The 26,377-nt window shown below is 68.6% G+C and carries 23 protein-coding genes; 5 read left to right on the top strand and 18 right to left on the bottom strand.

Translation table 11 applies throughout. From position 1 onward, the window contains the following. Positions 1 to 21: 21 nt before the first annotated feature. Entirely contained in the window at positions 22 to 3,189 is a 3,168-nt protein-coding gene (locus CXQ91_RS09990; protein WP_104173775.1) for a beta-phosphoglucomutase family hydrolase, read from the bottom strand. An 86-nt stretch (positions 3,190 to 3,275) separates the two neighbouring features. Continuing rightward, positions 3,276 to 4,274, bottom strand: a complete 999-nt coding sequence (locus tag CXQ91_RS09995) for a polysaccharide deacetylase family protein (protein WP_104173908.1) — start codon at positions 4,272 to 4,274, stop codon at positions 3,276 to 3,278. Between the two features lie 182 nt (positions 4,275 to 4,456). Here CXQ91_RS09995 and CXQ91_RS10000 point away from each other — a divergent pair, with 182 nt between their 5' ends. Then, positions 4,457 to 6,457, top strand: a complete 2,001-nt coding sequence (locus tag CXQ91_RS10000) for a heavy metal translocating P-type ATPase (protein ID WP_181038850.1) — start codon at positions 4,457 to 4,459, stop codon at positions 6,455 to 6,457. Here the strand turns inward: CXQ91_RS10000 and ppsA are convergent. From ppsA to CXQ91_RS10040, 8 genes are all read right to left on the bottom strand, one after another. After that, positions 6,409 to 8,790, bottom strand: a complete 2,382-nt coding sequence (gene ppsA / locus CXQ91_RS10005; RefSeq protein ID WP_104173909.1) for a phosphoenolpyruvate synthase — start codon at positions 8,788 to 8,790, stop codon at positions 6,409 to 6,411. The genes CXQ91_RS10000 and ppsA overlap by 49 nt on opposite strands. 75 nt (positions 8,791 to 8,865) lie before the next feature. Then, positions 8,866 to 11,460 (bottom strand): cation-transporting P-type ATPase, encoded by a 2,595-nt coding sequence (locus tag CXQ91_RS10010; RefSeq protein ID WP_258073922.1) that lies wholly within the window; start codon positions 11,458 to 11,460, stop codon positions 8,866 to 8,868. Positions 11,461 to 11,565: 105 nt separating this feature from the next. Continuing rightward, the gene (locus CXQ91_RS10015; protein WP_181038845.1) at positions 11,566 to 12,402 is read right to left on the bottom strand and encodes a glycosyltransferase family 2 protein; all 837 of its coding nucleotides are present in this window, start codon (positions 12,400 to 12,402) and stop codon (positions 11,566 to 11,568) included. 13 nt (positions 12,403 to 12,415) lie between these two features. Then, complete coding sequence (locus tag CXQ91_RS10020) at positions 12,416 to 13,783, bottom strand: bifunctional PIG-L family deacetylase/class I SAM-dependent methyltransferase (RefSeq protein ID WP_104173778.1); 1,368 nt, start codon at positions 13,781 to 13,783, stop codon at positions 12,416 to 12,418. Further along, positions 13,777 to 14,823 (bottom strand): acyl-CoA dehydrogenase family protein, encoded by a 1,047-nt coding sequence (locus tag CXQ91_RS10025; protein WP_104173911.1) that lies wholly within the window; start codon positions 14,821 to 14,823, stop codon positions 13,777 to 13,779. The genes CXQ91_RS10020 and CXQ91_RS10025 overlap by 7 nt, the downstream gene beginning before the upstream one ends. Before the next feature lie 158 nt (positions 14,824 to 14,981). Continuing rightward, positions 14,982 to 15,461 carry a Dps family protein gene (locus CXQ91_RS10030; protein ID WP_104173779.1) on the bottom strand — a complete coding sequence of 160 codons (480 nt, stop codon included), beginning with the start codon at positions 15,459 to 15,461 and terminating at the stop codon, positions 14,982 to 14,984. Between the two features lie 123 nt (positions 15,462 to 15,584). Continuing rightward, positions 15,585 to 16,262 (bottom strand): O-methyltransferase, encoded by a 678-nt coding sequence (locus tag CXQ91_RS10035; RefSeq protein WP_104173780.1) that lies wholly within the window; start codon positions 16,260 to 16,262, stop codon positions 15,585 to 15,587. Between the two features lie 88 nt (positions 16,263 to 16,350). After that, entirely contained in the window at positions 16,351 to 16,704 is a 354-nt protein-coding gene (locus CXQ91_RS10040; RefSeq protein WP_104173781.1) for a thiamine-binding protein, read from the bottom strand. Positions 16,705 to 16,816: 112 nt separating this feature from the next. Between CXQ91_RS10040 and CXQ91_RS10045 the strand changes: the two genes are divergently transcribed. Next, the gene (locus CXQ91_RS10045; protein ID WP_104173782.1) at positions 16,817 to 17,452 is read left to right on the top strand and encodes a TetR/AcrR family transcriptional regulator; all 636 of its coding nucleotides are present in this window, start codon (positions 16,817 to 16,819) and stop codon (positions 17,450 to 17,452) included. Here CXQ91_RS10045 and CXQ91_RS10050 read toward each other — a convergent pair. The 6 genes from CXQ91_RS10050 to CXQ91_RS10075 form a co-directional block, all read right to left on the bottom strand. Next, positions 17,435 to 17,773 (bottom strand): hypothetical protein, encoded by a 339-nt coding sequence (locus CXQ91_RS10050; protein WP_104173783.1) that lies wholly within the window; start codon positions 17,771 to 17,773, stop codon positions 17,435 to 17,437. The genes CXQ91_RS10045 and CXQ91_RS10050 overlap by 18 nt on opposite strands. Before the next feature lie 13 nt (positions 17,774 to 17,786). Further along, positions 17,787 to 18,029 (bottom strand): ANTAR domain-containing protein, encoded by a 243-nt coding sequence (locus CXQ91_RS10055; RefSeq protein WP_181038846.1) that lies wholly within the window; start codon positions 18,027 to 18,029, stop codon positions 17,787 to 17,789. A gap of 101 nt (positions 18,030 to 18,130) precedes the next feature. After that, entirely contained in the window at positions 18,131 to 18,448 is a 318-nt protein-coding gene (locus CXQ91_RS10060; protein WP_146072321.1) for a hypothetical protein, read from the bottom strand. A gap of 119 nt (positions 18,449 to 18,567) precedes the next feature. Continuing rightward, positions 18,568 to 18,879 (bottom strand): AzlD domain-containing protein, encoded by a 312-nt coding sequence (locus tag CXQ91_RS10065; RefSeq protein WP_104173786.1) that lies wholly within the window; start codon positions 18,877 to 18,879, stop codon positions 18,568 to 18,570. Then, on the bottom strand, positions 18,876 to 19,643 hold the full coding sequence (locus tag CXQ91_RS10070; RefSeq protein ID WP_104173912.1) for an AzlC family ABC transporter permease: 768 nt from the start codon (positions 19,641 to 19,643) through the stop codon (positions 18,876 to 18,878). The genes CXQ91_RS10065 and CXQ91_RS10070 overlap by 4 nt, the downstream gene beginning before the upstream one ends. Continuing rightward, positions 19,640 to 20,119, bottom strand: a complete 480-nt coding sequence (locus CXQ91_RS10075) for a hypothetical protein (RefSeq protein WP_104173787.1) — start codon at positions 20,117 to 20,119, stop codon at positions 19,640 to 19,642. The genes CXQ91_RS10070 and CXQ91_RS10075 overlap by 4 nt, the downstream gene beginning before the upstream one ends. A gap of 105 nt (positions 20,120 to 20,224) precedes the next feature. Here CXQ91_RS10075 and CXQ91_RS10080 point away from each other — a divergent pair, with 105 nt between their 5' ends. Then, positions 20,225 to 21,133 (top strand): ABC transporter ATP-binding protein, encoded by a 909-nt coding sequence (locus tag CXQ91_RS10080; protein ID WP_104173788.1) that lies wholly within the window; start codon positions 20,225 to 20,227, stop codon positions 21,131 to 21,133. Further along, a complete protein-coding gene (locus CXQ91_RS10085; protein WP_104173789.1) occupies positions 21,130 to 22,770 on the top strand; it encodes an ABC transporter permease in 1,641 nt (546 codons plus the stop codon). The genes CXQ91_RS10080 and CXQ91_RS10085 overlap by 4 nt, the downstream gene beginning before the upstream one ends. A 73-nt stretch (positions 22,771 to 22,843) precedes the next feature. On the opposite strand, the gene CXQ91_RS10090 is transcribed toward CXQ91_RS10085, so the two are convergent. Then, complete coding sequence (locus CXQ91_RS10090) at positions 22,844 to 23,743, bottom strand: glycerophosphodiester phosphodiesterase family protein (protein ID WP_104173790.1); 900 nt, start codon at positions 23,741 to 23,743, stop codon at positions 22,844 to 22,846. A 50-nt stretch (positions 23,744 to 23,793) separates the two neighbouring features. Between CXQ91_RS10090 and CXQ91_RS10095 the strand changes: the two genes are divergently transcribed. Further along, positions 23,794 to 25,134 (top strand): DUF445 domain-containing protein, encoded by a 1,341-nt coding sequence (locus tag CXQ91_RS10095; protein ID WP_104173791.1) that lies wholly within the window; start codon positions 23,794 to 23,796, stop codon positions 25,132 to 25,134. 9 nt (positions 25,135 to 25,143) lie between these two features. Here CXQ91_RS10095 and CXQ91_RS10100 read toward each other — a convergent pair whose 3' ends face one another. Beyond that, complete coding sequence (locus CXQ91_RS10100; protein ID WP_104173792.1) at positions 25,144 to 26,370, bottom strand: nitrate/nitrite transporter; 1,227 nt, start codon at positions 26,368 to 26,370, stop codon at positions 25,144 to 25,146. Between the last annotated feature and the right edge of the window lie 7 nt (positions 26,371 to 26,377).

Raw genomic sequence — 26,377 nt, forward strand, 5'->3', positions numbered from 1 at the left:
CCGGCGGTCCGGTTTCGGGCCCTAGGTTCCGCTGCCGAGCCGGAATTCGTGATCCTGCCCGGCGTGGAGCAGGACCTCTTGGGTCCCCAGCCGGACCAGCACCGGGGAGGCGTCCCCGGGGGTCGCGGTAACCCGCAGCCGGCCCTCTTCCAGGGACACCAACAGCAGCTGGTCCCGGTACCGCACGTTGAACGTGACCCTGCGGAGTTCCTTGGGGAGGCTGGGCGAGAAATCCAAGGCGTCCCTCGTGATGCGCAAACCGGCGAAACTGCGCTGGACCACGTCGATGGATCCGGCCATGGCGCCCAGGTGGATGCCCGCACGGGTGGTGCCGCCCTGGGTATCATCCAGATCGGCGTCGAGGGCCTCGCGGAACGTGTCCCACGCCCGTTCCGGATCGATCTGGGCGAGCACCGAGGCGTGCGCCACCCTGCTCAGGGTGGATCCGTGCGCGGTCCGGGCCAGGTAGAAGTCAACGGTCCTGGCGATCTGCCCGGCTGTCACCGCGTATCCGAGCCGGTCCAGGAAGGCGATGAGCTGGTCTTCGCCGAGGACGTAGAGCAACATCAGGACATCCGCTTGTTTGGCCAGCCGGTAGTGGTTGGCGCTGGTGCCCTCGGCTTCGAGGATGAGGTCCAGTCGCTCAACGTTCCGGTACGTGCGGCGGTAATGCTCCCAGTCCAGCTCCCGGAGATTTTCATACCCGGCGAACTGGCTGATGACGCCGTCGGCGTGAAACGGCACAAACACCCTGCGTGCGAGCCGCGTCCAGCCGTCGATTTCGCTGTCCGTGACTCGCAGGCGTTTCCGGAAATCGTCCATGTCGAAGCCGCGCACGGAGCTCATGATCCACACCGCCTGGTCGCATACCCAGGCCGCCATGACATTGGTGTAGGCGTTGTCGTCCAGGCCGCCACCGGGGTTGTCGGGGTAGCCGGTGTGGTACTCGTCGGGACCGACGACAGCCCGGATATGGAACCTGTCTTCGGCGGGGTCGTGCTCGGCCATAGACACGAACAACCGGGCCACCTCCACAATGATCTCCGCACCGTGGTGCGTCAGCCAGGCCCGGTCCTGGGTGGCTTCGAAATATTGCCAGGCGTTGTAAGCCACTGTGAGCCCCGAGTGGCGTTGCAGGTGGGAGTAGTCCGGCATCCAGCGGCCGGAGCGTGAGTTGAACAGCAGTTTGGGCGTTTCCTCCCGGCCGTCGCTGCCGCTTTGCCACGGAATCAGGGCTCCCTTGAGCCCGGCCTCCCGGGCCGCATCCCGGGCAGTCCCCAGCCTGCGCCACCGGTAGTCAAGGAGCGCCCGCGTCACGGCGGGAAGCCGGGAGGTCAGGAGGGGCAGTACGAAGAGTTCATCCCAGAAGATGTGGCCCCGGTAGCCTTCGCCGTGCAGGCCGCGGGCGGGGACACCGGCATCCAGCTCGGCGGTGTGCGCGGAAATGGTCTGGAGGAGGTGGAAGACGTGCAGATTCATGATCAGCTCGGCCTGGGTGGACGCGTCGAACTCGATGATGAAGGGCGTGAGCAGTCCCATCCATGCCGTCTCGTGACTGGCCAGCAGCACCCCGAAGCCGCCCCTGGCGCGGTTCAGGACACTAAGGGCGGCGGTCCGGGGGGAGGAAATGGCATGGTCGCGGGATGTCACCACTGCGACGGTTTTGGTGACAGTTGCCGGTTCGCCGCGCCGCAGCGCCACGTCAAAGCGGTGCACGAACAGTCCGCCAAGCTCTTCGGGCCGCGCCGGATGCAGGCTGGCGGGCACTTCGGTCCGAATCGCCAGTGCGATGCCGATCCTGCTCTGGCTCGTCCGGACCAGGACCACCTGGGTGGCGGCTCCTGGCCCGTCGTCGGCCCCGGAGACCGTGACACCGGCCAGGTGCCGGTTGGACAGGAGGGCTTCCACCGGCACGTTCGAGTTGGTGATGTCCGTGTCACAGCCGCTGCGGATGCTGACCTGGCCGTCCCACCCGATGGCGGTCAGCGTCATCTCGAGCGCAGCGAGGTGCGGTTCCGCCATGGAAACCAGCCGACGCTGCACCACATTAAGTTTCCGCCCGGCGTCGTCTTCCAGCACCGCTTCCCGCGTCAGCAGGGCGCGCTTCAGGTCCAGGGTGCGCCGCTCGCTGCGGAGCCGTAAACCGCCGTCGGACCACCACCGGCCGCCCTTCACGCACAGGTCCAGCGGCAACCAGTCCGGCATGTTGACCATGTGCTCGTCCTCGGTCTCCTGCCCCTCGATCACACTGGTGAGCCGGTTGTAGACACCGGCCAGGTAGGTGCCCGGATAGTGCACACCGTCCTTGCGGTGTTCAGGGGCCGCCCCACGCGTGGCCATGTAGCCGTTACCCAGCGTGGTCAGGGCCTCCCGATGGCCTTCGTGCGCGGGGTCGAATCCCTCATAGACCAGTTGCCAAGGGTCCGCGATGACCAGGCCGAGGTCCAGTTCACTGACGTCTTCAAGGACGACGTCGGCGCCCGCGGCTTCCAGCTCGGCCCGGTGCCCGGCCCGGTCAATTCCCACCACCAGGCCGAAGCCGCCGCGGCGGCCCGCCGCCACGCCGGCCACGGCATCCTCGATGACCACCGCCCGTTCCGGCTCCACCTCGAGTTCCGTGATGGCGTGGAGGAACAGGGCCGGGTCGGGTTTGCCGGCGAGTCCCAGCTGCGCCGCGGTGTTCCCGTCGACTACGACGTCGAAGGCGTCCTCGAGGCCCGCGGCTGCCAGCACCGCGCGGGCGTTCCGGCTGGCAGTCGCGAGCGCCACCGGTACCTTCCCTGCCCTGAGCCGTTCCAGCAGGGCCTGTGTCCCGGGGAAAACGGGGACAGGCCTGCGGCCCAGCAGTTTTTCGAAAATCCTGTTCTTGCGTGCCCCCAGCCCCACCGCTGTCCACTCTGCCGGGCCATCCGCGGGCCCGCCTGCCGGCAGTGTCACCCCGCGCGAGTGCAGGAAAGCCGCCACTCCGTCTTCCCTGGTGCGGCCGTCCACATAGCGTAGGTAGTCGGCGTCCGTGAAAGGATCGCGCCGGGCGGACTGCGGAATCCGGGGGTCCTGGAGGACGGCGTCGAACAGTTCCTTCCATGCGGCGGCGTGCAGTTCCGCAGTGTCCGTGACTACGCCGTCAAGGTCGAAGACCACGGCGTCAACCGGAGCCAGCGCGGCGGCAGCGGTCGGCGACTCAGTCATGGCTCAGTCCTACCAGCGTTGGCCCGGCCTGCCCAGTGACATTGGACCCGTCTTGCGGCCGGCTGTCCTGCGGGCTATCCGGCTGGCTATCCTGCGAGCAGGCGGTCCAGCGTGACGAAGCCGTAGCCGGCCTGGCGCATCCTCTCGATCATCTGGGGCAGGGCGTCACCGTCCAGGGTTGAGCCGTCGTCCGGGTTGGAGCCGATGTGCATCAGCACGATTTCGCCGGGCTGCAGGGCGGACAGTGCACGGTCCGCCACTTGCTGCGCCGTGACGCCGCCGCTGGTTCCTTTCCAGCCGAGCGTGTCAACGGACCAACGCACCGGGACATAGCCGAGGTTGTTCACGGCAGCGATGGTGCGCGCGTCACGGGCACCGAACGGGAACCGGAAGAGCGGACGGGGATCAGCTCCGGCGGCCATGATTGCCTGCTCCGCCCCACGGACCTGGTCCCCGATCCCGGTGTCCGGCAGGCCGGTGAAATCCGGGTGGTTCTGGGAGTGGTTGCCCACACGGTGGCCGCCGGCCACGATGGCAGCCACCCCGGCAGGATTGGCCGAGGCCCACGCGCCGGTCAGGAAAAACGTCCCGTGGACTCCGGCGCCCGCAAGGGTCTGCAGGATCGAGGGGAGGGCCGCCGAGTTGGCGCCGGCATCGAACGTCAGGGCAACGGACGGCCCGGCGCCGGGAACCGCCTCCACGTCCTTGCCGGCCAGGCCAACAGGAAACGGGGCAGCCGGCGGAGGGTCCTGCGGAGCGGGCAGGGTTTCCGGCGGCGGCGTGGGGCCGGGTGCAACAGGAGCCGGGCCGGTCGCCTCGCCCGGTGTTCCAGGGGCCGCGGAGGGCTGGCTTTCTGACGGTGCCGGTACTGCCGACGTCGAAGGCGGCGAAGCGGAGGTGGCGGGGGACAACCGGGTTTGCGTCGGCTGGCCGCTTTGCGGGTCCGCTTCGCGCGGCGCACCGGCCAGGACCACGGCCAGGACAACAGCGGTGATGGCTGCAGCCGCCACGAGGGTCGCCGCCGCCAGTTGGCGGCGTTTGCGCGGATCACGCTTGCCCGGTTCATCAAAGGGCTCCCCTGCCATGTTCAACCATGACAGCAGCGGCGCGGCCCCTGCAAGGGCTGAAAGGCCCGAGCCTGAGGCCCGCGGCATATCAGGGACCTATTCCCCTAGCTCCGCAGCCCGGGTTGAATGGAGTGTTAGCCATAGGTGTGCCCTGCCGGGGTGCCCAAGAGCATTAACTAACCAGCGTGCCAGCTAACCAGATGGAGGCGGGTCTGCCTGTGAAACTTGCGCTCCGGTATCCGCTCGTAATGGGGACGGTACTGGCCCTTATGGCTGTCGCCGTTCTGCTCATGTCCGGCCAGCCGGCGATCGCGAAGCTTGCGGCGAGCGGCTATGCCCTCGCAGTGGCGGCGTACCTGTCCGTCGGAATGGTTCGAAGGCTGCGCACCGGGCACTGGGGCATCGACATCCTGGCCGTGACGGCGATTGTCAGCACGGTGCTGGTGGGCGAGTTCATTGCGTCCATGATCATCGTGCTCATGCTGGCCGGCGGCACCGCGCTCGAGGACTACGCGGCCGGCCGGGCGAAGGGCGAACTCAGCGCCCTGCTGGAGCGCGTACCGCAGACCGCCCACCGGGAGCGGACCGGCGCAGTTACTAACGGCGCAGTTACTAACGGCGCCGACACTAATGCTGTCCCGAACGGTACTGCCACTAGTGGGGGTATCCCCAACGGCGGCGGGGATAACGGTGCCCACGAAGACGTTGCCGCCACGGACGTCCGGGTGGGCGACATCCTGCTGGTCAAACCCGGCGAGGTGGTGCCGCTGGACGGCGTGCTGCTTTCCGATGCCGGCACGTTCGACGAATCGTCCCTCACCGGTGAAAGCCTGCCGGTAGAACGCTCGGCCGGCGAGGGCATCATGAGCGGCACCGTCAACGGCGAAGCCGCCGTCCGGATACGCGTCACTGCCGTGCTGGAGGATTCGCAGTACAGCCGGATCGTGGCGCTCGTAAAGGAGGCCTCGGAGAGCCGCGCCCCCATGGTGCGCCTGGCCGACCGCTACGCCATCCCCTTCACCGCCTTCGCCTACGCGCTGGGCGCCATCGCCTGGATCGTCAGCGGCAGTCCCACCCGTTTCGCCGAAGTCCTGGTGGTGGCCACCCCCTGCCCGCTGCTCATCGCCGCACCGGTGGCGTTCCTGGGCGGCATGAGCCAGGCGGCCAAGTCCGGCATCATCGTCAAATACGCGGGGGTCCTGGAGCAGCTCGGCAAGGTGCGCACCGCGGCCTTCGACAAGACCGGGACGCTCACCTATGGACGGCCCTCGCTGGTGGCCGTCGTGACAACGGATGCCATGGGCCAGGACGAACTGCTACGGCTTGCGGGCTCTGCGGAGCAGTACTCCTCCCATGTCCTGGCTGCTTCCGTGATGGAGGCCGCCACCTCCCGCGACCTCCGCTTCGAGACGGCCAGTGAGGCGCTGGAGCATGCGACGCACGGGGTCCGCGCCGTGTTCGACGGGCTGGAAGTGGTGGTGGGCAAGCCCTCCTTCGTGGCCGAATATGCGCCCGGCGTAGTGGAAACGGACCTGCACAGCGGCCAGCTGGCCATCTACGTCGGAGTCGGCGGAGTATACGTCGGAGCCCTGGTCATGAGCGACCCCCTGCGCGCCGAAGCCCGCCGGACATTGGCTGAGCTGTCGGCGCTCGGTGTCACCGAAACGGTGATGCTGACCGGCGACGCCCTCGCCACGGCCAGGCACATCGCGGCTGAAGTGGGGCTCACGGACGTCCGTGCCGAATGCCTGCCGCCGGACAAGGTGGAGGCGGTGAGGTCCCTGAAGCGCCGTCCCGTGATGATGGTGGGCGACGGCGTCAACGACGCCCCCGTCCTGGCGGTGGCGGACGTCGGAATCGCCATGGGTGCACGCGGTTCCACCGCGGCGGGCGAGTCTGCCGACGTCGTGATCATCCTTGACGACCTGTCCAAGGCGGCGCAGGCGGTGCGGATCGGGCAGCGCACCGTCCGGGTGGCGATGCAAAGCATCTGGATCGGCATCGTGCTGAGCGTGGGGCTCATGGTCGCGGCGGCGGCGGGCTACGTGCCGGCCATCGCCGGCGCACTGTCTCAGGAGCTCGTGGACCTGGCCACCATCCTCAATGCGCTGCGTTCCCTGAGCCCGGGCCGGCACACGGCACCGCCCGCAGGTCAGGAGGAGCCCTCCACGTCCGCGATCACCCGCACGGTCTTGAGGTAGCTGTCCGGGTTGAGCGAGATGGAATCGATGCCTTGGCCCACCAGGAAGGCCGCGAAGTCCGGATGGTTGCTCGGCCCCTGGCCGCAGATTCCAATCTTTATTCCCGCCGCGTGCGCCTTGCGGATGGCTTCGCTGATCATGGCCGTGACGGCCTCGTCGCGTTCGTCGAACAAGGCGGCCAGCTGCTCGGAATCCCGGTCCACGCCCAGGACCAGCTGCGTAAGGTCGTTGGAGCCGATGGAGAAGCCGTCGAACTTGGGGGCGAACTTCTCGGCCAGCACCACATTGGAGGGGACCTCGCACATCATGTACACCTGCAGGCCGTTTTCGCCGCGCACCAGGCCGTTCGCCGCCATGACGGCCAGCACGCGGTCGGCTTCGTCCGGGGTGCGGCAGAACGGGATCATAACAATGACGTTGCTGAAGCCGATGGTTTCCCGCACCCGTTTGAGGGCGGCGCACTCCAGCGCGAAACCCTCCCGGTAGCGCTCGTCGTAGTAGCGCGACGCGCCGCGGAAGCCCAGCATGGGGTTCTCTTCAGGCTGTTCGAAGAAGCCTCCGCCGATCAGGTGCGCATACTCGTTGGTCTTGAAATCGCTGAGCCTGACGATCACCGGGTGCGGGTGGTACGGTGCGGCGATCTTGGCGATGCCCAGCGCCAGCGCCTCCACGAAGTACTCCCGCGGGTCCGCGTAGCCGCTGGTCAGCTCCTTGATCTGCCGGGCCTCGTCTGCGTCCGTGACCCTTTCCGGATGAACCAGCGCCATCGGATGGACCCGGATCAGGTTGCTGATGATGAATTCCATCCGGGCCAGGCCCACCCCGGCCGCGGGCAGCCGCCACCACTGGAACGCGGCTCCCGGGCTGGCGATGTTCACCATCATGGCCGTGCGGGTGGCGGGCAGGGCGCCCAGGTCCACGTCCTCGGTGTCGAACGGGACCGTGCCCTCGTACACCCGGCCCTGGTCCCCTTCCGCGCAACTCAGTGTCACGGCCTGGCCTTCGCCCAGAACGCTGGTTCCGTTCCCGGTTCCGACGACGGCGGGAACGCCCAGTTCCCGGCTCACGATGGCCGCGTGGCTGGTGGTCCCGCCGTGGTCGGTGACGATCCCTGCGGCCCGTTTCATGACCGGGACCCAGTCCGGATCCGTCATCTCGGTGACCAGGATGGCGCCGTCGCGGAAGGCGTCGATGTCCCGGGTGCTCCTGATGACGCACGCCGTGCCCTGCGCGATCGAATCCCCGATCGCTGCGCCGGAGGCCAGGACTTTGCCCGTGCCGCGGAGGTGGTGGATGGTGAAGCGCGTCCCGCTCTTGAGCGCCTGCACGGTTTCGGGCCGGGCCTGCACCATGAACAGCTCGCCGGTGGCGCCGTCGCGGGCCCACTCCATGTCCATGGGGCGGCCGTAGTGGTCCTCCACCGTCACCGCCCAGCGCGCCAGGTCCAGGATTTCGGCGTCGCCCAGCACGAACGAGCTCCGCTCCTCCATGGACGTTTCCACCGTCCGGGTCCGCGCGTGGCCGCCCCGGCTGTAGACCATTTTGCGGGCTTTGGAGCCGAGGGTCTTCTCGATGATCGGGGCCAGGCCCTTGTCCGCCAGGAGCGGCTTGAACACCACGTATTTGTCCGGGTTGATGCTGCCCTGGACCACGGTTTCGCCGAGCCCCCAGGCGGCGCTGATCACGGCCGCGCGGGGGAAGCCGGAATCGGTGTCGATGGAAAACATCACACCGGAGGCACCGACGTCGGACCTCACCATCCGCTGCACCCCGATGGAAAGTGCCACGTCCAGGTGGTCGAATCCCTTGACCTCCCGGTAGCTGATGGCGCGGTCCGTGAAGAGCGATGCGTAGCAGCGCCGGCAGGCGTCCAGGAGTTCGCGTTCACCGGAAATGTTCAGGAACGTCTCCTGCTGCCCGGCGAAGCTGGCGTCCGGGAGGTCCTCAGCCGTGGCACTGCTGCGGACGGCAACGGAGAGCCGGTCCAGTCCCGCCCGTTCGGCGAGCGTGCGGTAGTGGCTGCGGATGGACTCGGCGATGCCTTCCGGGAATTCGCTGTCCAGGAACAGCTCCCGGATGGCCTCGCCGGCCGCCCGCAGCGACGTCTCGCCGGCCCGGTACTCCGCGATCCGGGCGCGCATGGCGGCGTCAATGCCGTTGGCCTCGATGAACGTGCGGTAGGCGGCCGCCGTGGTGGCGAAGCCGTCCGGCACCCGCACTCCGCGGGACTTGAGCGAGCGCGTCATCTCCCCCAGAGACGCGTTCTTGCCGCCCACCTGGGGAACATGCTCCATCCCGATCTCGTCGAACCACACCACATGGCTTTCAGTCATGGCTGCTCCCGCTGCTTGCTCCTCCATGGATTGATCCTCGTTTGCCGGACTCCTGCGGGTCAGAGGCTTTGGACCTCACCTGCCGCTGCGACGCCGGACCAGCTTGTAGATCCAGTCCGCCACAATGACGGCGGGCATGGCGGCGAGCGCCACGGCCAGGCCCCCGGGCGACGGCGGCGCGTGGCCCAGCAGTGCGGCGACGGGACCAATGAACAGGAACACAGCCAGCAGTCCCAGCTCCGCCAGGACGGCCCAGAGCAGCAGCCGGTTGCTGAACCAGCCCAGCCGCCACGGCGGCGCGGAGGCGCTGCGGCAGGCGAAGGCGTTGGCAAGCTGTGCCAGGACCACGGTGGTGAACGCGGCGCCCGAGGCGGCCATCAGCACATCAGACGCCGGCAGTTCCGCGCCCGGGCGCCACCCCGCACCCAGGAGCACGGCGGTGTACGCGGTCATCTCGAAGAGGGCCTCCACCGGGCCCAGGAGCCCGAACACCCTAAACATCAGGGCCCGGTCCATCAGGTGCCTCCGCTCCGGCGGCCGTTTGAGCGCACCCTTGCTGGGGGCCTCGCTGCCCAGGGCCAACGCCGGGAGCAGGTCGGTGCCGATGTCCAGGGCCAGGATTTGCAGCACGCTCAGCGCAAGCGGGAAGCGGCCGCCGGAGAGCGCCCAAATAACGAAGGGGGTGAGCTCGGCGACGTTGTCCGTCAGGTGGTACGTCAGGAACCGCCGGATATTCGCGTAGGTGGCGCGGCCCTGCTCCACTGCGGCGATGATGGTGGCGAAGTCGTCATCCAGGAGCACGAGGTCCGCCGCCTCGCGGGCGACGTCCGTGCCGCTGAGCCCCATGGCCACGCCGATGTCCGCCTGCTGGAGGGCCGGGCCGTCGTTGACGCCGTCGCCGGTCATCGCCACCACGTGGCCCCTGCGCTGGAGCAGGCGGGCCACCCGGAGTTTCTGTTCAGGCGTGACCCGGCTGACCACCACACCGTCGCGGTCCAGCAGGGCGGTCAGCACGGCGTCGTCCTCCGGCAGGGCGTGTCCCTCCAGCACCAGCTCGGGTGATCCGATCAGCCCGGTTTCCCGGGCGATGGCGGCGGCAGTGAAGGCGTGGTCGCCGGTGACCATGGCCACCTTGATTCCCGCGTCGCGGGCGGCCTCGAGTGCCAGTCGGACCTCGGCCCGGGGCGGGTCATGCAGGCCGATCAGGCCCAAGAGTGCCAGATCCTGCTCAACTGCCTCCAGCTTGAAGCTGGCGCCGGGGAGGCCGGGCAGGGGCCGCTCCGCCACGGCCAGGACCCGCAGGCCGTGGGAGGCCATCCGGTCGACCATCTGCCGGGCCCGGTCCGCGCCTTCTAGCCCGCACAGGGGAATCACGGACTCCGGGGCGCCCTTGACATACAGGGTGGTGCCCACGATGGCGGACTCCCGCAGACGGCGGGGATCGAAGGCAAAGCGGTGCGAAACTTCGGGCTCGCCGGGGTCGTGCCCGGGACCTGCCAGCCGGCTGGCCAGCGCGTGGATGGCGGCCTCCATGGGGTCGCCCTCGGCGATCCATTTGCCTTCGTGGAGCACCGCCCGGCCTACGGAGGCGGCCAGCGCCGCGGTGCTGAGGTGCCGGGCTTCCGCGGCTCCGCTCCCGGTGACCTCGGCCTCGGGCCCGTAACCTGCGCCGATGACGCTGAGCACCCCCTCCGGGGTCCAGACCTCGACGGCGTTCATCCGGTTCTGGGTCAGGGTGCCGGTCTTGTCCGTGCAAATGAAAGTGGTGGAGCCGAGGGTTTCCACGGCTTCCAGGTTCCGGACCAGGGCGTTGCGCTGCGCCATCCGCTGTGCCCCGACTGCCAGGGACAGCGTGACCGTGGGCAGCAGGCCTTCGGGCACGAGCGCCACGGCCACCCCGATCGCGAACAGGAACGCGTCCCGCCAGGAGATGCCGACCAGCAGTGAGAGCACAAAAAACAGCACGCCAATGCCCAGGGCCATCGTGGCGGTGATCCGGACAATGCGCTGCAGTTCCAGGGCCAGCGGGGTGGGCGGCGCCTTGACCTGTCCGGTGAGGGCGGCGATTTCCGCGAGCCGGGTGTCCCCGCCGGTGACCATGACGATGCCCTCTGCCTCGCCGTTGACCAGGAAGGTCCCGCCGAACACGGTGTCCCCCGGAGCCTTGGCCAGGGGTTCGCTCTCTCCGGTGAGCATCGACTCGTCCACAGAACACCCTGCGGCCAGCGCCAGCCGGAGATCCGCCGGGACCCGGTCCCCGGCCACCAGCACCACGGCATCGTCCGGCACCAGTTCGGTGGTGTGGACCTTGATGATGCGGTTGTCGCGGCGGACCGAGACCATGGAGGGCAGCAGCTCGCGGAGCTTGGAGGCGGCATGCTGTGCCCGTTCCTGCTGGATGTAGGCGAACACCCCGTTCACAACGACCACCACCACGATCGCCACGGCCAGCTGCGGCATTCCGGCGACGTAGGCCAGCACAGCTGCGCACCAGAGCATGATGGCGAAGAAGTGGGTCATCTCGGCCAGCAGCCTGCGCCAGCTCGGGACGGTGCGGGCCGGCGGCAGCCGGTTGGGCCCCACCGTCCGCAGCCGGAGGGCGACCTCCTCGGAGCTGAGGCCGGCGCTCAGCGGCAACGCACCAGTTCCGGAGCCGGCGCCCGGGATCACGGCTGCGGCCCGCTGTTCACGGGCAGCGCCAGGCAGACGAAACCACGGCCATGATGGGGAACCCCATGGATCGAGGATGCGGTCTGGAAGTTCAGGCTCCTAGGGTCAAAGGTCACCACTGCCCTGGTCCAGTACGGGCAAGTCCAGCACCGGCACGTCCAGCGCGAGTGCCCGGAGGTGGGCGGCGAACCCCTGCGGGGCGCGGGCATGGGTGCGGCCCGACGTCAGTACCCGGATGGTGTCGGTGGCCAGCACCGTATAGGCATGCTTCCGCAGGTTCTCCACGAGGGTCCGGTCCTCGTGAGCGCGCATCCGGGGAAATCCGCCGGCGGCGAGGTAGGCGGAGGCACGGACGCCAAAGTTGGCACCGTAGATATGCGGATGGTCCTCCCTGAACGGGTGCCGCTCCCGCCACCGGCGCAGGACCGCTGGATCGGTTCCGGCAGGATCCGGCTCCACGGATCCCAGGACGGCGTCAGCCCCGGCATCGGCCAGTTCAACCTGGCGCACCAGCCAATGCTCCGGAACAGCGGAATCGGCGTCGGTATTGGCCAGCCAGACGCGGCCGGCCCACATCCCGGCGGCAGCCATGACGGCGGCGCCGGGGGCCGGCATGGTGATTCCGGCAGCCCGGACCCCGGCCGCGCGGCTGGCCCCGGTGCTTCCCAGCCGGACCTGCACTGCCGCGAACCGCCGGTCCAAGGCAACGTAGCCGGCGGCGATGTCCGCTGAACGGTCGGTGCAGCTGTCCAGCACCACGGTGATGGCCGTCTCCACCTCTGGCCGTTCCCGTTGCAGCGTGTCGGCGGCGGCACGGACCGCAGCCAGGGCCCGGTCCAGGTGCTGGTCCTCGTTGTGGGCGGGCATCACCACCGCCACCCGGTCGATACGCTGTCCGGCCAGGGCCTCCCCGGCAGGAAAACCGGCTGCCCGTTCCGTCATTTCGCCGGTCACCTCACTGCTGGATTCCGGGCGGGGCAAGAAAGACTTCCAGGACGAAGTCCTTTTCCCGGTGGAGCCCTTCCGTGGGCCAGCGGAGCTGCTGGCGTGCCATTGCGTGGACTGTGTCGCCATCGAGTTCCCAGCCTGCGACCGGGTGCCGCCAGTGGCAGAGGACCAGCGTTCCGCCGGGGTTCATTGAGGCTTCCACCTGGGTGAACAGTTCGGCCAGTTCGCCGGGCGTCAGGTAATACCCCACCTCCGATACTGCCACCAGGTCGAACGTGCCCCCGGGCCACTGCTGCGGAACGGTGAGGTGGAGGGTGCGCGCGGAGGCATGGCCGGACAGCCGTTCCGCGGCCTGGACCAGCGCGGTATTGCTTGCGTCAACCGCCACGAATTCGCGGCAACGGGCAGCGAGCTCCACGCTGAGTGTCCCGATGGAACAGCCGATTTCCAGTCCGGCACCGTATTCGGCCTCCGGCAGGATGGCGAGGGTGAGCGCCCGCTTGCGCCGTTCATACCAGCTGCTGGTGTAGCCCCACGGGTCGGCGCTCCCGCCGTGCACGGCGTCAAAGATCCGTTCGGCGTCACCTGCGCTGTTGGTTCCGCCCGCGGGTCCGTGCCAGGCGAACGTTTCCCAAGGCCGGGAAAAGTGCTTCAGGAACGCCTCGGAAAGGAGCGCCTCGTCGCCGGGCTGTCCGGACAGCGGTTGTGTCTGTGAGGCGTGGGCTTGCATGGCCGCGGCTTTGGCCCGCTGCTCGTCCGGCGTCAGCGGCACCCGGACCCATGACTGCCAGGCCTTGTCCGCAGGTGATGCCCACAGCCAGTACCAGACAGGATATTCCAGCAGTCCGTGGCCATCTTCCGCCGCCACTTCCGCGGCCACCGACCCCAGGGCATCGTGGTCCGCGTGGCCGTCGGCGCGGTAGGGCGCCACGATGGCCACCTGATTCGCCGGGCGTCCTGAAGCTGCAATCGCCTCCCGCACGGCGGCGGCGATCCGGTGACGGTCGGCGGCAAGCTGCCCGTCCGCAAGCTGCAGGAACCGCCAGGAAGCGGGCGGTACCAATTCGGACATGGCCGCCCCGAACTCACCGAGCCTGACGGCGGCAAGCTGTTCCGGCGTCGTCGTCCGCGACTCCGGGTGCGACGCCTCCCCCGCAGTACACAGCAGGACGTTTACTGCCGCACCGGCAGCGTGCAGCCGGGACAGCAATCCGCCGGCGCCCAGGGTTTCATCGTCCGGATGCGCTGCCAGCACAATGAAGGTCATGGCCGCGAGTTCGCCCGCATCGAGGGGAAGCTCCGGGAGGACGGCCAGTCCGCTGGCTTCCCACTCAGACTCCGCCGTGCCGGCATCCGCGTGCGAGAAGGTCACCATGACCGGTCCCCTTTCAGCGTCAGGGCGCCCAGCTGGGCGTCGTCCCGCATCGCATGGTGCTGGCGGATATAGAGCGACAGGTCCGCCATGCGTTTTCCGTACGCTTCGTTGAAGGCCAGGGGGCCCGGCCCCAGGTTCTGCGCCACCAGGGCCTGGACGCGTTCGACGGCGGCGGCAACTGTCCCGCGGACGCGCAGGGCTTCGCTCCACGCGCCGGAGCCGGACAGTCCGCCGGAGTCGATCCGCTCCGCCGTCCGCGCGAGGTAGCCGGAAAGGGACGTGATGATCCTGTCAGTTTCGCCCAGATGGGCCAGCGCGATCTGGTCCGGCTCCCGCCCTTTGTCCGCGGCGGCTGCCAGCGCGGAGCTGAAGTCCCGTGCCACGGCCACGGCCCCGCCGAACCAGCAGGCCGCAACACCCATGCCGCCCCAGGCGAAACCGGGACGCTGGAAGTACCACCCCGGTCCACCCACCGGAACGGCGCTGGCCCCGTCGAAGTGCACCGTGCCGCTGGGGATTTCGCGCAGGCCCCTGCTGGTCCACTGCGGGGTATCGCAGGAAACCCCCGGGGCGTGCAGGCTGACGGCGAAGGCGGCCCTGCCGCCTGACTCCGTTCCCGCCGTTGTTCCCGCGCTGCCGCCGCCTCCGCGGGCAACATGCGCGGTCACGACGGCGCCGTCCAGTTGGGCAGCGAGCGAGCACCACGGCTTGGAACCGTTCAGGACGTACGCCCCGGCGCCGTCCGCCACTGCCTCGAGCCGCAGCCCGGGGCCCTCGGCGGCAAACACGCCCCAGGCTGCGTTCGCAGCGTCAGGGACCAGGGCGCCTGCCTGGGACAGAATGGCCACGGCGTCAAGGTGCGGTTCGAGCACCCGGCCTGCCGCCACGTCCACGGCGGTCACCGATGCCAGCAGTTCCCACAGCCGGGCGGTGCTGCCCTCGCCCGGCCGGGGCGCTGTCCGCCCGAGGTCCCGCGCCAGGGCCAGCAGCGCCGGGACATCCCCTACGGCTTCGCGCACTGAACCAAGCAACGGTGCCATGGCGCCTAGCTGGTCCGGCGTGGAACTGATCCGCACCGCCTGCGGTCCCGCCGGAATTTCGCTCCGGCCCGTTAGGCCGCCGTCCCGGCCAGGCCTGCCGGAATCGTGCCTGTCGGAATCATGCCTGTCGGAATCCATTCCGCTCGCCGTTGCGGGTTTCAGTCTTCGTCCGGAGCCGTGACGGAGGCCGCCGGAGTCATGGTTTCGGCGTTCACCATCCAGGCCAACTGCTCCAGGCGGGCAATACCGGCGTGGAGGAGGTCGGCGCTGGTGGGATCTTCCTCGTCAACCTCGTCGTGGACGTCGCGCATGGTCTTCACGGTGCGCTCCAGCCGTGCCGTAATCAGCTTGACGGCGTCCTTAGTGGACGTGAGTCCCCCGGGGAACTGTTCGAGCCGGGTGTCCGAGGACACCGTGGTGCTGCGACCGTCGGGCAGTGCGTGCAGGGCGCGCATCCGCTCGGCCGTCTCGTCCGCAAACAGGCGGACGCTGGTGACGATTTCGTCGAGCTGGAGGTGGAGGTCGCGGAAGTTGGTTCCCACGATGTTCCAGTGCGCCTGTTTGCCCTGGACGTGAAGTTCGATCAGGTCCGTTAGGACCATCTGGAGATTGGCGGCTAGGGTCGGTGAAGCCTTCATTTCTTCCTCCACTGCAGGCGAAGCGGGACGGGTCCGTCCGGCATTAGCTTATTCTAAGCATACTTACCATCTGGAGGAGTCCGCTTCCCCCAGGACGGAAACTGCCGGCGCCCCTCCGCGACGTCAGCGCACCACGGCCAGCGCGAAGCCGTCCCAGCCCTTTGACCCCACGGTCTGCATGACCGTCCCGTCAAGGCGCGGATCCTCCCCCATCATTTCCAGGGCGCTGATAATTCCCGGCGCGTTGATCTCGTCCATGGACGGATCGAGCAGCGCGCCCTCCCACACCACGTTGTCCATCACGATGGCGGTGCCCGGCCGGCCCAGCCTGACGGCCCAGTCGAGGTACTGCGGGTTGTTTTCCTTGTCCGCATCAATGAACACAAAATCGAAGGGACCGCGGCCGTCATCCAGAAGCTGCGGGAGCGTGTCCAGCGCGGCTCCCACGCGGATGTCCACTTTGTGCCCGACGCCCGCAGCGTCAACGTTCGCGCGTGCCACCAGGGCATGTTTGGGGAGGTATTCGCACGTGACCAGCTCGCCGTCGTCGGGCAGTCCCTGTGCCATCCAGATGGTGCTGAAGCCGGCCAGCGTGCCGATCTCCAAGACCCGCCGGGCGCCTGACAGCTGCACGAGCAGCTTGAGCAGCTTCCCGGCGTTGGGCGCCACTTCGATGGGCGGCATCCCGGCCTCGAGGGCGGACGCTACCGCCCGCTTGAGCGGGCTGCCGGGGCGGACCACGACGTCGGACAGGAACTCTTCGACGGCCACCCACTGGGGTTCTGGCTTGTGCTCAATCATGGGCCCAGTCTGGCAGTCGCCGCTCCTCCGTGGGAAGCCTCACGGCAAGCGCCCTCGCCCGGCAGCGCGGGAGCGGTAACTGGTTGTACTAGCCCCCGACGTTGGTGATGGCGTTTTCCAGCCGCTCCACTTTGCCGGTGAGTTCACCGGAATACCCCGGGCGGATGTCGGCCTTGATGACCAGCGAGACGCGGCTGCCGAAGCGGCCCACGGCTTCAGTTGCCTGCTTGACGACGGCGAACACCTCATCCCACTCACCCTCGATGGTGGTGAACATGGAATCCGTGTGGTTCGGCAGTCCGGAGTCCCGGACGATTTTGACGGCGGCAGCGACGGCGTCGTGAACGGAAGCGTCAGCGGACGCACCGCTGGCCGGGGCGGCCGAATCCCCGGCCGGGTGGGCGGGCTGACCGGACGGTGCAACTGAGAATGCGAGCAACATGGACCCAGTCTGCCACAGCGGAATTGGTCGATACATACGTCACATACGAGTACATTCGCCGCTACCAATCAGTAACCCGGGCGCTCAGCCGCAGCGTTGCTAACCTTGAAAAATGAACCTCGCAGTGGAACGCAAGCCCCTCCGTGCGGATGCTGCGCGCAACGTGGACAAGATCATTACGTCCGCCCGCAAGTGCTTCCGTGAGTACGGCCCGGAAGTACCGCTGCAGACCATCGCCGTCACAGCCGGCGTTGGGCCCGCCACCCTCTTCCGGAACTTCGCGGACAAGGAGCAGCTGGTACTCGCCGCGCTCAACCGTCAGCTCCGCCTCATGGTGGACCCGGTGATCGATGACGCCCTGGCCGGACCTGACGCCGCCGCGGGACTCTTCCGCGTGATCGATGCGCTGATGGCGGCCGCCAGCGAGGATGCCAACCTGCTCGGAGCCGTGGCCGGCCGCCGCGGCCTGCTGACCGGAATCACCGGCAGCCTCTTTGAGTCGGTGGCTGTCCTGCTGGGCCGCGGCCAGGGTCAGGGGACCCTACGCACCGACATCTCCATGACCGACGTGATCCGCCTGCTGGCCATGCTGATCGGCGTGGTGGACACCATGGAACCCGGGTCGGACGCCTGGCGGCGTCCCGTGGCGCTGGTGGAGGACGCCATCCGCACCGAACGGCCGCACCGGGCTTTGCCTCCCCAGTCGCCGCTGCCCGGGACGGCATTCGATTCAGTCGTCCTGCCCTGATTCATCCTCCGGCCGGTCCGTGTCTTCGTGCTGCCGGTCTTCGTACACCCGGCCGGCGTCTTCTGAGCCCCGGCTGTAAGGCGCCCTGCCGTCGGGTGCATTGATCTCGTCCAGCCGCTCATTCAGGGCATGGGCCAGGATGTCCCGCTGCAGGGACGGCAGCGCGATGGCACCGTGGATGTACGCCTCAACCTCAAACTGTCCTGCGATTCCGCCGATGCTGAAATACCTCAGCCACAGTTCTTCAATCCCCAACTCGGCATTCCGGAGCATCTCTTCGAACCGAAGCCGCTGCTCATCCTCGTCCTTGCCCAGGGCCAAAGCGCACCCCCGCTCACCGCGGCTGCCGGGTGGAGGACATCAGCTCGGCGGAGACGTCGCGCAGCGACTTCCTCGCACGCCGTGACTCCATCAGGAGGTCCTGCATGGCCGTGTCCTCATCCAGGCCGTGCCGGGCCATCAGGATTCCCTTGGCAACGGCGATGATTTCGCGGTGCGCGAGGGTGCGCTTGGGCCGGCAGCCTTCTGGATTCTCGTCGAAAAGACTCGTCTCGGGGCCGCGGCCCGCGGTTGTCACGGTCCGCCGGTCACGCAGAACCGGATCGACGCAACAACGGGGCCTCCCCACGGGCCGATAACGTCACTGGAACTGATTCCTTCGGTGCGGCCTGGCCCTCGCTAGTCGGCGGGCTTCTCCCCGGGCTCCGGCGCGGCGTCCCCCGCGGGAGCAGCCTCCGCTTCAGTATCTTCTCCGCGGGAGTCCTCACTGCGTGGTTCGTCCTTGGCAGCTGATTCCTTCAGATGGGCCTGCACATGGGCCTCGTGCAGCTGATCCGCTTCCTGCAGGTGCTGCTGGAGCTTCTCCTCAGCGTCCCTGCGGCGCCGGGACATCTCGCGCATCTCACGGGTGGACTCCGACCCGGCCGAGGGCACATATGTCCTTGTTTGGGGGTCTTTGTTGGCAGCAGGAACTACGGGCGCTTGTTCTTCGCTCATGTTCGAATCCTCCCACAGCAGGTTCAACGCCACTAGGGCCTAATGGCCGTCGCCATCCTTGCCGGCCCCCGCTGCGGCGGAATGCGGCGTTGATTCCGGGTCCGCCACATACGCCCGGATCAGCTCCACCCCAGCAGCCGCAGCCCGGCGGCCGCTCCCGCCCCGGCCAGGACCACCACAAGGAAGGGAGCCCGGAGCCACAACGCGATTCCTGCCGCGGCCAGGGCGCCCATCCGGGCGTCGAAGGCCAGCGCCTGGCCGGATGCCACCGCGTTCACGATGGTGAGCGAAGCCAGCAGGCCGATGGTCATGGTGCCCGCGATCCGGGACATCCGAGGGTTGCGAAGCAGGCTGGCCGGGACCAAATAGCCCAGGAGTTTCCAGGCGTAACCAAGGAGGCAGGCAAGCAACAGCCACATCCAAAGGTTCATTTTGCGTCATCTCCCGAACGGGGAACACCGGGGTGGGGATGACTGTGCGGGTGATGGTGCCCGGCATAGGGGTCCACATCGGGCTCCAGGCCTTCGTCGCTGCGGCCGTGGCTGAACCAGCCGATCGCGGCCGCCACTACCGCGGCGATCAGGATGGGAACGCCTCCGGGCACGAACGGTACGGCGAGGACGGTGGCCAGGGCGCACACCACGGCGATGGCCACCGGCTCGCGGCCTTTGAGCCGCGGCCACAGCAGGCCGAGGAAGGCAGCCACGGCGGCGCCGTCGAGCCCCCACTGCTTGGGGTCCCCTAACGCGCTGCCCGCAAGCGCCCCCACTGCAGTGAACACGTTCCAGAGCACAAAGATGCCGATCCCCGCGGTCCAGAATCCCCGCTTCTGCTCGTCAGGATCGGTCTGCCCGGTGCTCGTGGCGGTTGATTCGTCGATGGTGACATGGGCGGCGGCGAACTTGCGCCACCCGCGCGGCTGCAGCAGCGCGTTGAGCTGCATGCCGTAGATGCCGTTGCGCATGCCCAGGAGCGTGGCCGCGCCCATGGCGGCGACCCCGGACCCGCCGCCGGCCACCACGCCGATGAACGCGAACTGCGAACCGCCGCTGAAGAGAAGCAGGCTCAGCGCCATGGTCTGCCAGAAATCAAGCCCGGACGTGACGCCGAGCGCCCCGAACGAGATCCCGTACAGCCCGGTGGCGATGCTGATGGAAAGCCCCACGCGCACGGCCGGGGACTGAAGCAGTTTCATGGCCACAGGCCGGCAACACGTCCGGCGGCGGGCCACCGCAAGGCCGGCTTCCGCAGGCTCCAGGCCCAGAGGATCAGCGGGACCTGCAGCGGGAACCGCGCGGTGTGCACCTTCCGCTGCCCGGGCGTTCCGGCCGGGCCGTAGGCGCGGCGCAGGGCATCGGCATGTCCGGCAAGGAACACCGTGAACATCGCGGTGACGGCGCCCGCGGCGCCTTTGCGGGTGGCCGGGATCAGGAGTCCGACGGCGGCGCCCGCCTCAAGCAGGCCGCTGAGCGCCACCCATTCATCGCGGGTCATGACGGCGAACGGGCCGTTGGGCCGGTCGCCGGAGTCCTCGCGGCACAGGAAATCGGGAACCACCTGGTGGAAGAACGCGGGGTCGCGGAAGTGCTTCATCGCACTCGTCAGCAGGAGTGCGCTCATGGCGGCCGCTGAGAGGGTCTGGGTGGCCCGGCCGGACCAGGTGAAAGGCATGGATCCATGCAACCACAGCCGCTGACGAGCCCGGTAACCGCTGCCCCGCAAGGACAGGACTTTCCGCCCGAGTCAGGACCGGCAACCGGGCGTAGCTTATTGACTATGAGCAGCGTGGTGGAAATGACCGGCGTCGTGAAACGCTTCGGGAGCGTCACTGCCCTCGACGGCCTCGATTTCAGTGTGGCGGAGGGCGAGGTGCACGGCTTCCTGGGTCCCAACGGGTCCGGCAAGTCCACCACATTGCGGCTGCTGCTGGGCATGCTGCGTGCCAACTCGGGGTCTATCCGGGTGCTGGGCCTGGATCCCTGGCACGATGTTGCCACGCTGCACCGCCGGCTGGCGTATGTACCAGGGGACGTTGCGATATGGCCGAACCTGACCGGCGGGGAGGTGATCGACCTGCTGGGCCGGCTCCAAGGCGGACAGGACCGCGCCCGGCGGGACCTGCTGCTGCAGACTTTCGACCTTGACCCCACGAAAAAGTCGCGCACCTACTCCAAGGGCAACCGGCAAAAGGTTGCCCTTGTCGCGGCCCTGGCCACGGACGCCGAGCTCTTCCTCCTGGACGAGCCCACCAGCGGCCTGGACCCGTTGATGGAGGATGCCTTCCGCGGATGCGTCCGTGAGCTGCGCGGGCAGGGCCGCACGGTCCTGCTGAGCAGCCACATCCTGAGCGAGGCCGAGGCCCTCTCGGACCGGGTCAGCATCATCCGCGCAGGCCGGGTGGTGGAGTCCGGGCCGCTCGCGCAGCTGCGGCACCTTACGCGGACGGCCGTCACGGCCGACGTCGCACGCGTGCCCCCCGGCCTGGACCTCCTTCCCGGCGTCCACGACGTTGTGGTGACGGACCACCGGGTGACCGCCCAGGTGGACCCCGCCGGGCTGGCACCGTTCCTGCAGGCCCTGACGGCCGCGGGGCTGGAGGCGCTGACCAGCCAGCCGCCCACCCTGGAGGATTTGTTCCTGCGCCACTACGGCCCGGCAGGATCGTTCGAATCGGCCCGGCTATGAGCAGGACGCTCGCCCGCAGCAGGACGGGCACCGGGGCCGGGAGGCTGGCCGGGACGTTGGCCGGGACCGGCGTCCTGGTGCGGCTCGGCCTGCGGCGGGACCGTTGGCTGCTCCCGCTCTGGATAGCGGGCTTCGCCCTCATGGCCTACTCGACGGCGGCGGCCGGTGCCGAGCTGTACCCCGATGCGGCCAACCGTGTGGCGGCCTCCACGGCCTTGAACGCCACGGCATCCATGGTGGCGCTCTTTGGCCGGATATACGATCCGGCCTCGCTCGGCGCCCTTTCCCTCATCAAATACACGGCCTTTATGACGGCCATCCTTGCGGTCCTCATGGTGGTCCTCACCATCCGGCACACGCGGGGGGACGAGGAAAGCGGGCGACTGGAACTCCTTGGCGGCGGCCGGCTGGGACGCGACGCGCCGCTGGTGTCCGCGCTGGCCATCAGCTTTGCAACCAGCATCCTGACCGGGCTGCTTTCGGCGGGCGCGCTCGCCGTCGGCGGTTTGCCGGGCAGCGGGTCACTCGCCTTCGGTCTGGGCTGGGCAGCTACGGGGATGGCATACAGCGCGGTGGCTGCCGTGGCGGCCCAACTGACGGCGAGCGCCCGTGCCGCGACGGGGTTCAGCATCGGGGTCATCGCCGTGACCTACGGGCTGCGGGCGGTGGGCGACCTCGCCGAACCCGGCCCATCGGTGTGGTCCTGGCTTTCACCGATCGGATGGAACCAGCAAATCCGGGCCTACGCCGGGGACCACTGGTGGGTGCTTTCGCTGCCCCTGACGCTGTGCGCTGCGCTGGTTCCCGTCGCGTTCTTCCTGCGGTCGCAGCGCGACCTCGGCGCCGGCCTCCGCGATGAGCGGCCCGGCCCCGCACGCGGCCACCTTTCCGGCGTCCTGGCGCTCGCCGTGCGGCTGCAATACCGCGTCCTTGCGGCGTGGTGTGTGGCGTTCGTCCTTTTCGGCGTAGTGATCGGCTCGCTGGTTGGCAATGTGGCGGACTTCCTGAGTTCGCCCGGCGCCCAGGACCTGATGCGGGCGCTGGGCGGTCCCCAGGCCCTGACCGATGCGTTCCTCGCCGCCGAGATCAGCATCATGGGAGTCACCGCGGCCGCGTATGGCATCTCCGCGGCCAACCACCTCCGCAGCGAGGAGGCCGCCGGGCACACCGAGGCCCTGCTGGGAACTGCCACCACACGCATCCGCTGGGCCAGCAGCCATTATGCCGTGGCCTTGGCCGGCGTTGCGCTTCTGCAGCTTCTGACCGGCGTCTCCATCGGCATCGGCGCCGCGTCCGCCGTCAATGACGCGGAGCTGGTGGCCCGGTCCGCCGTGGCGGCCCTTGCCCAGATTCCGGCCGCCTGGGTACTGACCAGTGCCGCACTGGCGGTGTTCGGCTGGGTGCCCCGGATGGCAGGGGGTGTGTGGGTACTCCTGCTGGGACTCATTGCCCTAGGTGAATTCGGAGTGCTCTGGAACGCTCCGGAATGGCTGATGGACCTCTCGCCGTTCCGGCATACCCCACTGCTTCCGGTGGACGCTGAGGCGGTTCCGGCGCTCGTGGCCCTCACGGCGGCCGCGGCACTGCTCGGTGCGCTGGGCTACGCCGGCTGGCGGCGCCGCGATCTTGCAGCCTGAGGGCTACTTGGGCCTGAGTGGTACTGCGGCCTGAACGGTACTGCGGCCTGGCTGATCCGGAGCGGCATCCGGTTCAGCTGACGGGGTGGCTGCTTTCCGAGAGCTGGGCCAGCACCTGTGCCGGCCGGTTGGTGGTGATCTCGTGGATCCCCAGCTCCTGGCACAGCTGCACGTCCTGTTCCGAGTCCACGGTCCACACCCTGAACCTGCGGCCGGATTCCAGCCATCGGCGGACGGCGCGGGCATGCCGGCGGACATAGTCGATGCCCGGTCCGGCCAGCCTGACTTCGCAGTCGTTCAGGATCCGCTCGCCTTCCACCTGCGCCGCCCGCATGACGTTCGCTACGGCCCCGCCTGTGATGAGGCCCAGGCCCAGTTCCTCGCGGACTTCGTCCACGGTGATGTCGTCCACCAGCTGGCAGATGAACTCGGCGGGAACGGTCGCGAGCAGGTGCTTCACGGAGTCCGGGCTGAAGCTCATGAAGGAGACACTGACGTTGTCCACCTTGGACGTCTGCGGATCCCAGCCCTCGGAGGCCAGCACCTCGAGCACCCGGTCCTCCAACGCCAGCAGGTAGGGGCTGGGATGTTTTAGTTCAATGGCGAGCCCGATTTCCCGGCCCGCCGCCCGGAGGATGTCCAGCAGATCCGGCAGCGTCAGCAGCTGATCGAACTTCCCGCCGTACCCGAGCGGAATCCGGGCGCCCTTCCACGAGGAAAAATCCAGCAGCCGCAGTTCATCGAGGGTCCGGTCGGCCACGGGGCCGGTGCCGTCCGAGGTGCGGTCCAGGTTCGCGTCATGCAGCAGGACAACGTGCTGGTCCCGGCTGAGGTGGACGTCGCATTCCACCCCGTCGGCGCCCTCCGCAATGGCCTGGAGGTAAGCGGCCCGGGTGTGCTCCGCGAAGGCGGCACTGGAACCGCGGTGGGCGTAGACCAGCGGCCGGGTTGAAGCGGACTCGTCGGTAGTCATGGTGACACGTTAGCGGACACCCGCCACGGATGCGGGGCTAGGCTGGGCACATGCAGGTGAACAGTGAACAAACCACCCGTCCCGCTGCAACGCGCCCGGCGCATGCGGGCCCACCCGCTACCGGTGCCGCCGTCGTCGATCCCGGGCTGGGCGGTGACGCCGAAAAAGCCGCTGCGCTGCGCAAGATGAAGCTGCTGGCTCTGGGACTGCTGATCGTGATGGCAGTGATTTTCGTCTTTGCCTTCGCCCTGCAGAAGCAGTACCCGTGGCTGGAGTACGTGCGGGCCGCGGCGGAGGGCGGCATGGTGGGCGCCCTGGCGGACTGGTTCGCCGTGACGGCCCTGTTCAAATACCCCATGGGCATCAAGATCCCGCACACCGCCATCATCCCGCGCCGCAAGGACCAGATCGGCGCGTCGCTGGGCGAGTTCGTGGAGACCAACTTCCTGTCCGAGCAGGTGGTCCAGGAAAAGCTCGCCTCCGTGGACATCGCCCGGAAGGTGGGCGCCTGGCTGTCCGGTCCGGGCGGCCCCGAGCGCGTGGCCAAGGAAGGTGCCGCCGTGATCCGCGGCGCGTTCAAGGTATTGAACGACGACGACGTCCAGGCAGTGATCGAGAGCATGGTCCGCAAGCACCTGCTCGCTCCGCCGTGGGGGCCGCCGGTGGGCAGGCTCGCCGAGCGGATCTTCGCCGACGGTCACCACCACACGCTGGTGGACCTTCTGGTGGACAGGACGGTCGACTGGGTCAGGGACAACCACGAGACAGTCAGCAGGCTGGTTTCGGACCGGTCCCCGCAGTGGGTCCCGCAGTTCGTGGACGGGCTGGTGGGAGACAAGGTCTACGTGGAAATCCTCAAATTCACCAAGGCGGTCCAGGCCGATCCGCAGCACCAGGTCCGGCAGTCCATCGACACGTACCTGACCGAACTGGCACAGGACCTCCAGCACGACCCCGTGATGATCGCCCGGGCAGAAGGCATCAAGGCCCAGGTGCTGGGCGACCCCGAGGTGCGCGAGCTGGCATCCCGCACGTGGGGCACCATCAAGGCGGCGCTGCTCGGCGCCGTCGACGATCCGCACAGCGAACTGACCGTGAAGTTCAAGGCGGCCGTGCATGACTTCGGCACCCGGCTCGTAGTGGACCCCGAACTGGCAGGCAAGGTCAACGCGTGGATCGGCGACGCCGCTGGCTACCTCGTGAAAACCTACCGCTCGGACATCGCCGGCGTCATCACCGAGACCGTGGCCCGCTGGGATGCCGAGGAGACCTCACGGAAGATTGAGTTGCAGGTGGGCAAGGACCTGCAGTTCATCCGGATCAACGGCACGGTGGTGGGCGCCCTGGCCGGCCTGGCGATTTTCGCGGCGGCGCACCTGGCCTTCGGCTAAACGGAACAGCTACACCGGCACGGCCTTTGCCTTGGTCCGTCCCTGCACCGCGAACACCGTGAACGCCAGCGCCACGAGCGCGGTGACCACAAGCAGCAGCAACCCGATCGAATAGCTGTGCGTCGCGGCGTCGTACGTTGCGCCCATGACCAGCGGCGGGAAGTAGCCGCCCAGGCCCCCGGCTGCACTGACCACTCCGCTGATGCTGCCCACCTTGCCTGGCGGGGCCAGGACGCCGACCCAGGCGAAAACGCCGCCCGCGCCCAGCCCCAGGGCCGCCGCCATGGCGACGAACGTCAGGCCGGCGGGGACTTCGCCGTCGGGCTGCAGGTTCACCACCCAGGCGAGCACCGCGACGCCGGCGAGCGAGGTGACCACGACGGGTTTGGGGCCCACCTTGTCCGCGAGCACACCGCCGACCGGCCTGGCAAGCACCGCGGCGAGGGCGAACCCGGCTGTGCGGGCGCCGGCACCAGCGGGGTCGAAGCTGTAAACATCCCGCAGGTAGGTGGGCAGGTAGGTGGCGAAGGAAACGAAGCCGCCGAAGACGACGGCGTACAGGAAGCACATCTTCCACGTGACCGGGGTGCGGGCCGCGTCGATGAGCTTAGGCAGCACGGGGTCGTCATTACGGGTCCAGCCCGGAGACTCTTTCATGAGGAACCAGATGAGCGCAGCCATGACGGCCAGGAGCCCGGCGATCAGCACGTGCGTCTGAAAGTAGCCGATCCAATTAACGAGGCGTGGATTGAGGAAAGCAGCGAGCGCCGTCCCGCCCATGCCCGCGCCGAAGACCCCGGTGGCGAAGCCGCGCCGGGACGGCTCGTACCAGGCGCTGACAAAAGGGATCCCGACGGCGAAGACCGTTCCGGCGACCCCCAGCAGCAGGCCGGCGCCCAGCACCACCGCGAAGGAACTCAGGGTGCCCCCGATGGCCACGAGGAGGATCGGGAGGATGGTGGCCAGGAGGACAAACGTGAACATGGCGCGGCCGCCGTACCTGTCCGTCAGCGTTCCGACGACGATCCGCCCCAGTGATCCGACGAACACCGGCATGGCTACGAGCACGCCGGTTGTGGCCGGGTTGAGCTGGAGGTTCTGCGTGTAGAACGAGCCCAACGTGGCCACGGAGTTCCATGCCCAGAAGCACACCACGGAGGCTGAGGTGGCGAGCACCAGGTTGAGGGTCCGGCCAGCGGTGGCGGCGGATACGGACGGGGATGCTGCTCCGGCCACGGTGTTC

Origin of the sequence: Arthrobacter sp. Y81 (genome assembly GCF_002929335.1) — a bacterium.
Classification (GTDB): domain Bacteria; phylum Actinomycetota; class Actinomycetes; order Actinomycetales; family Micrococcaceae; genus Arthrobacter.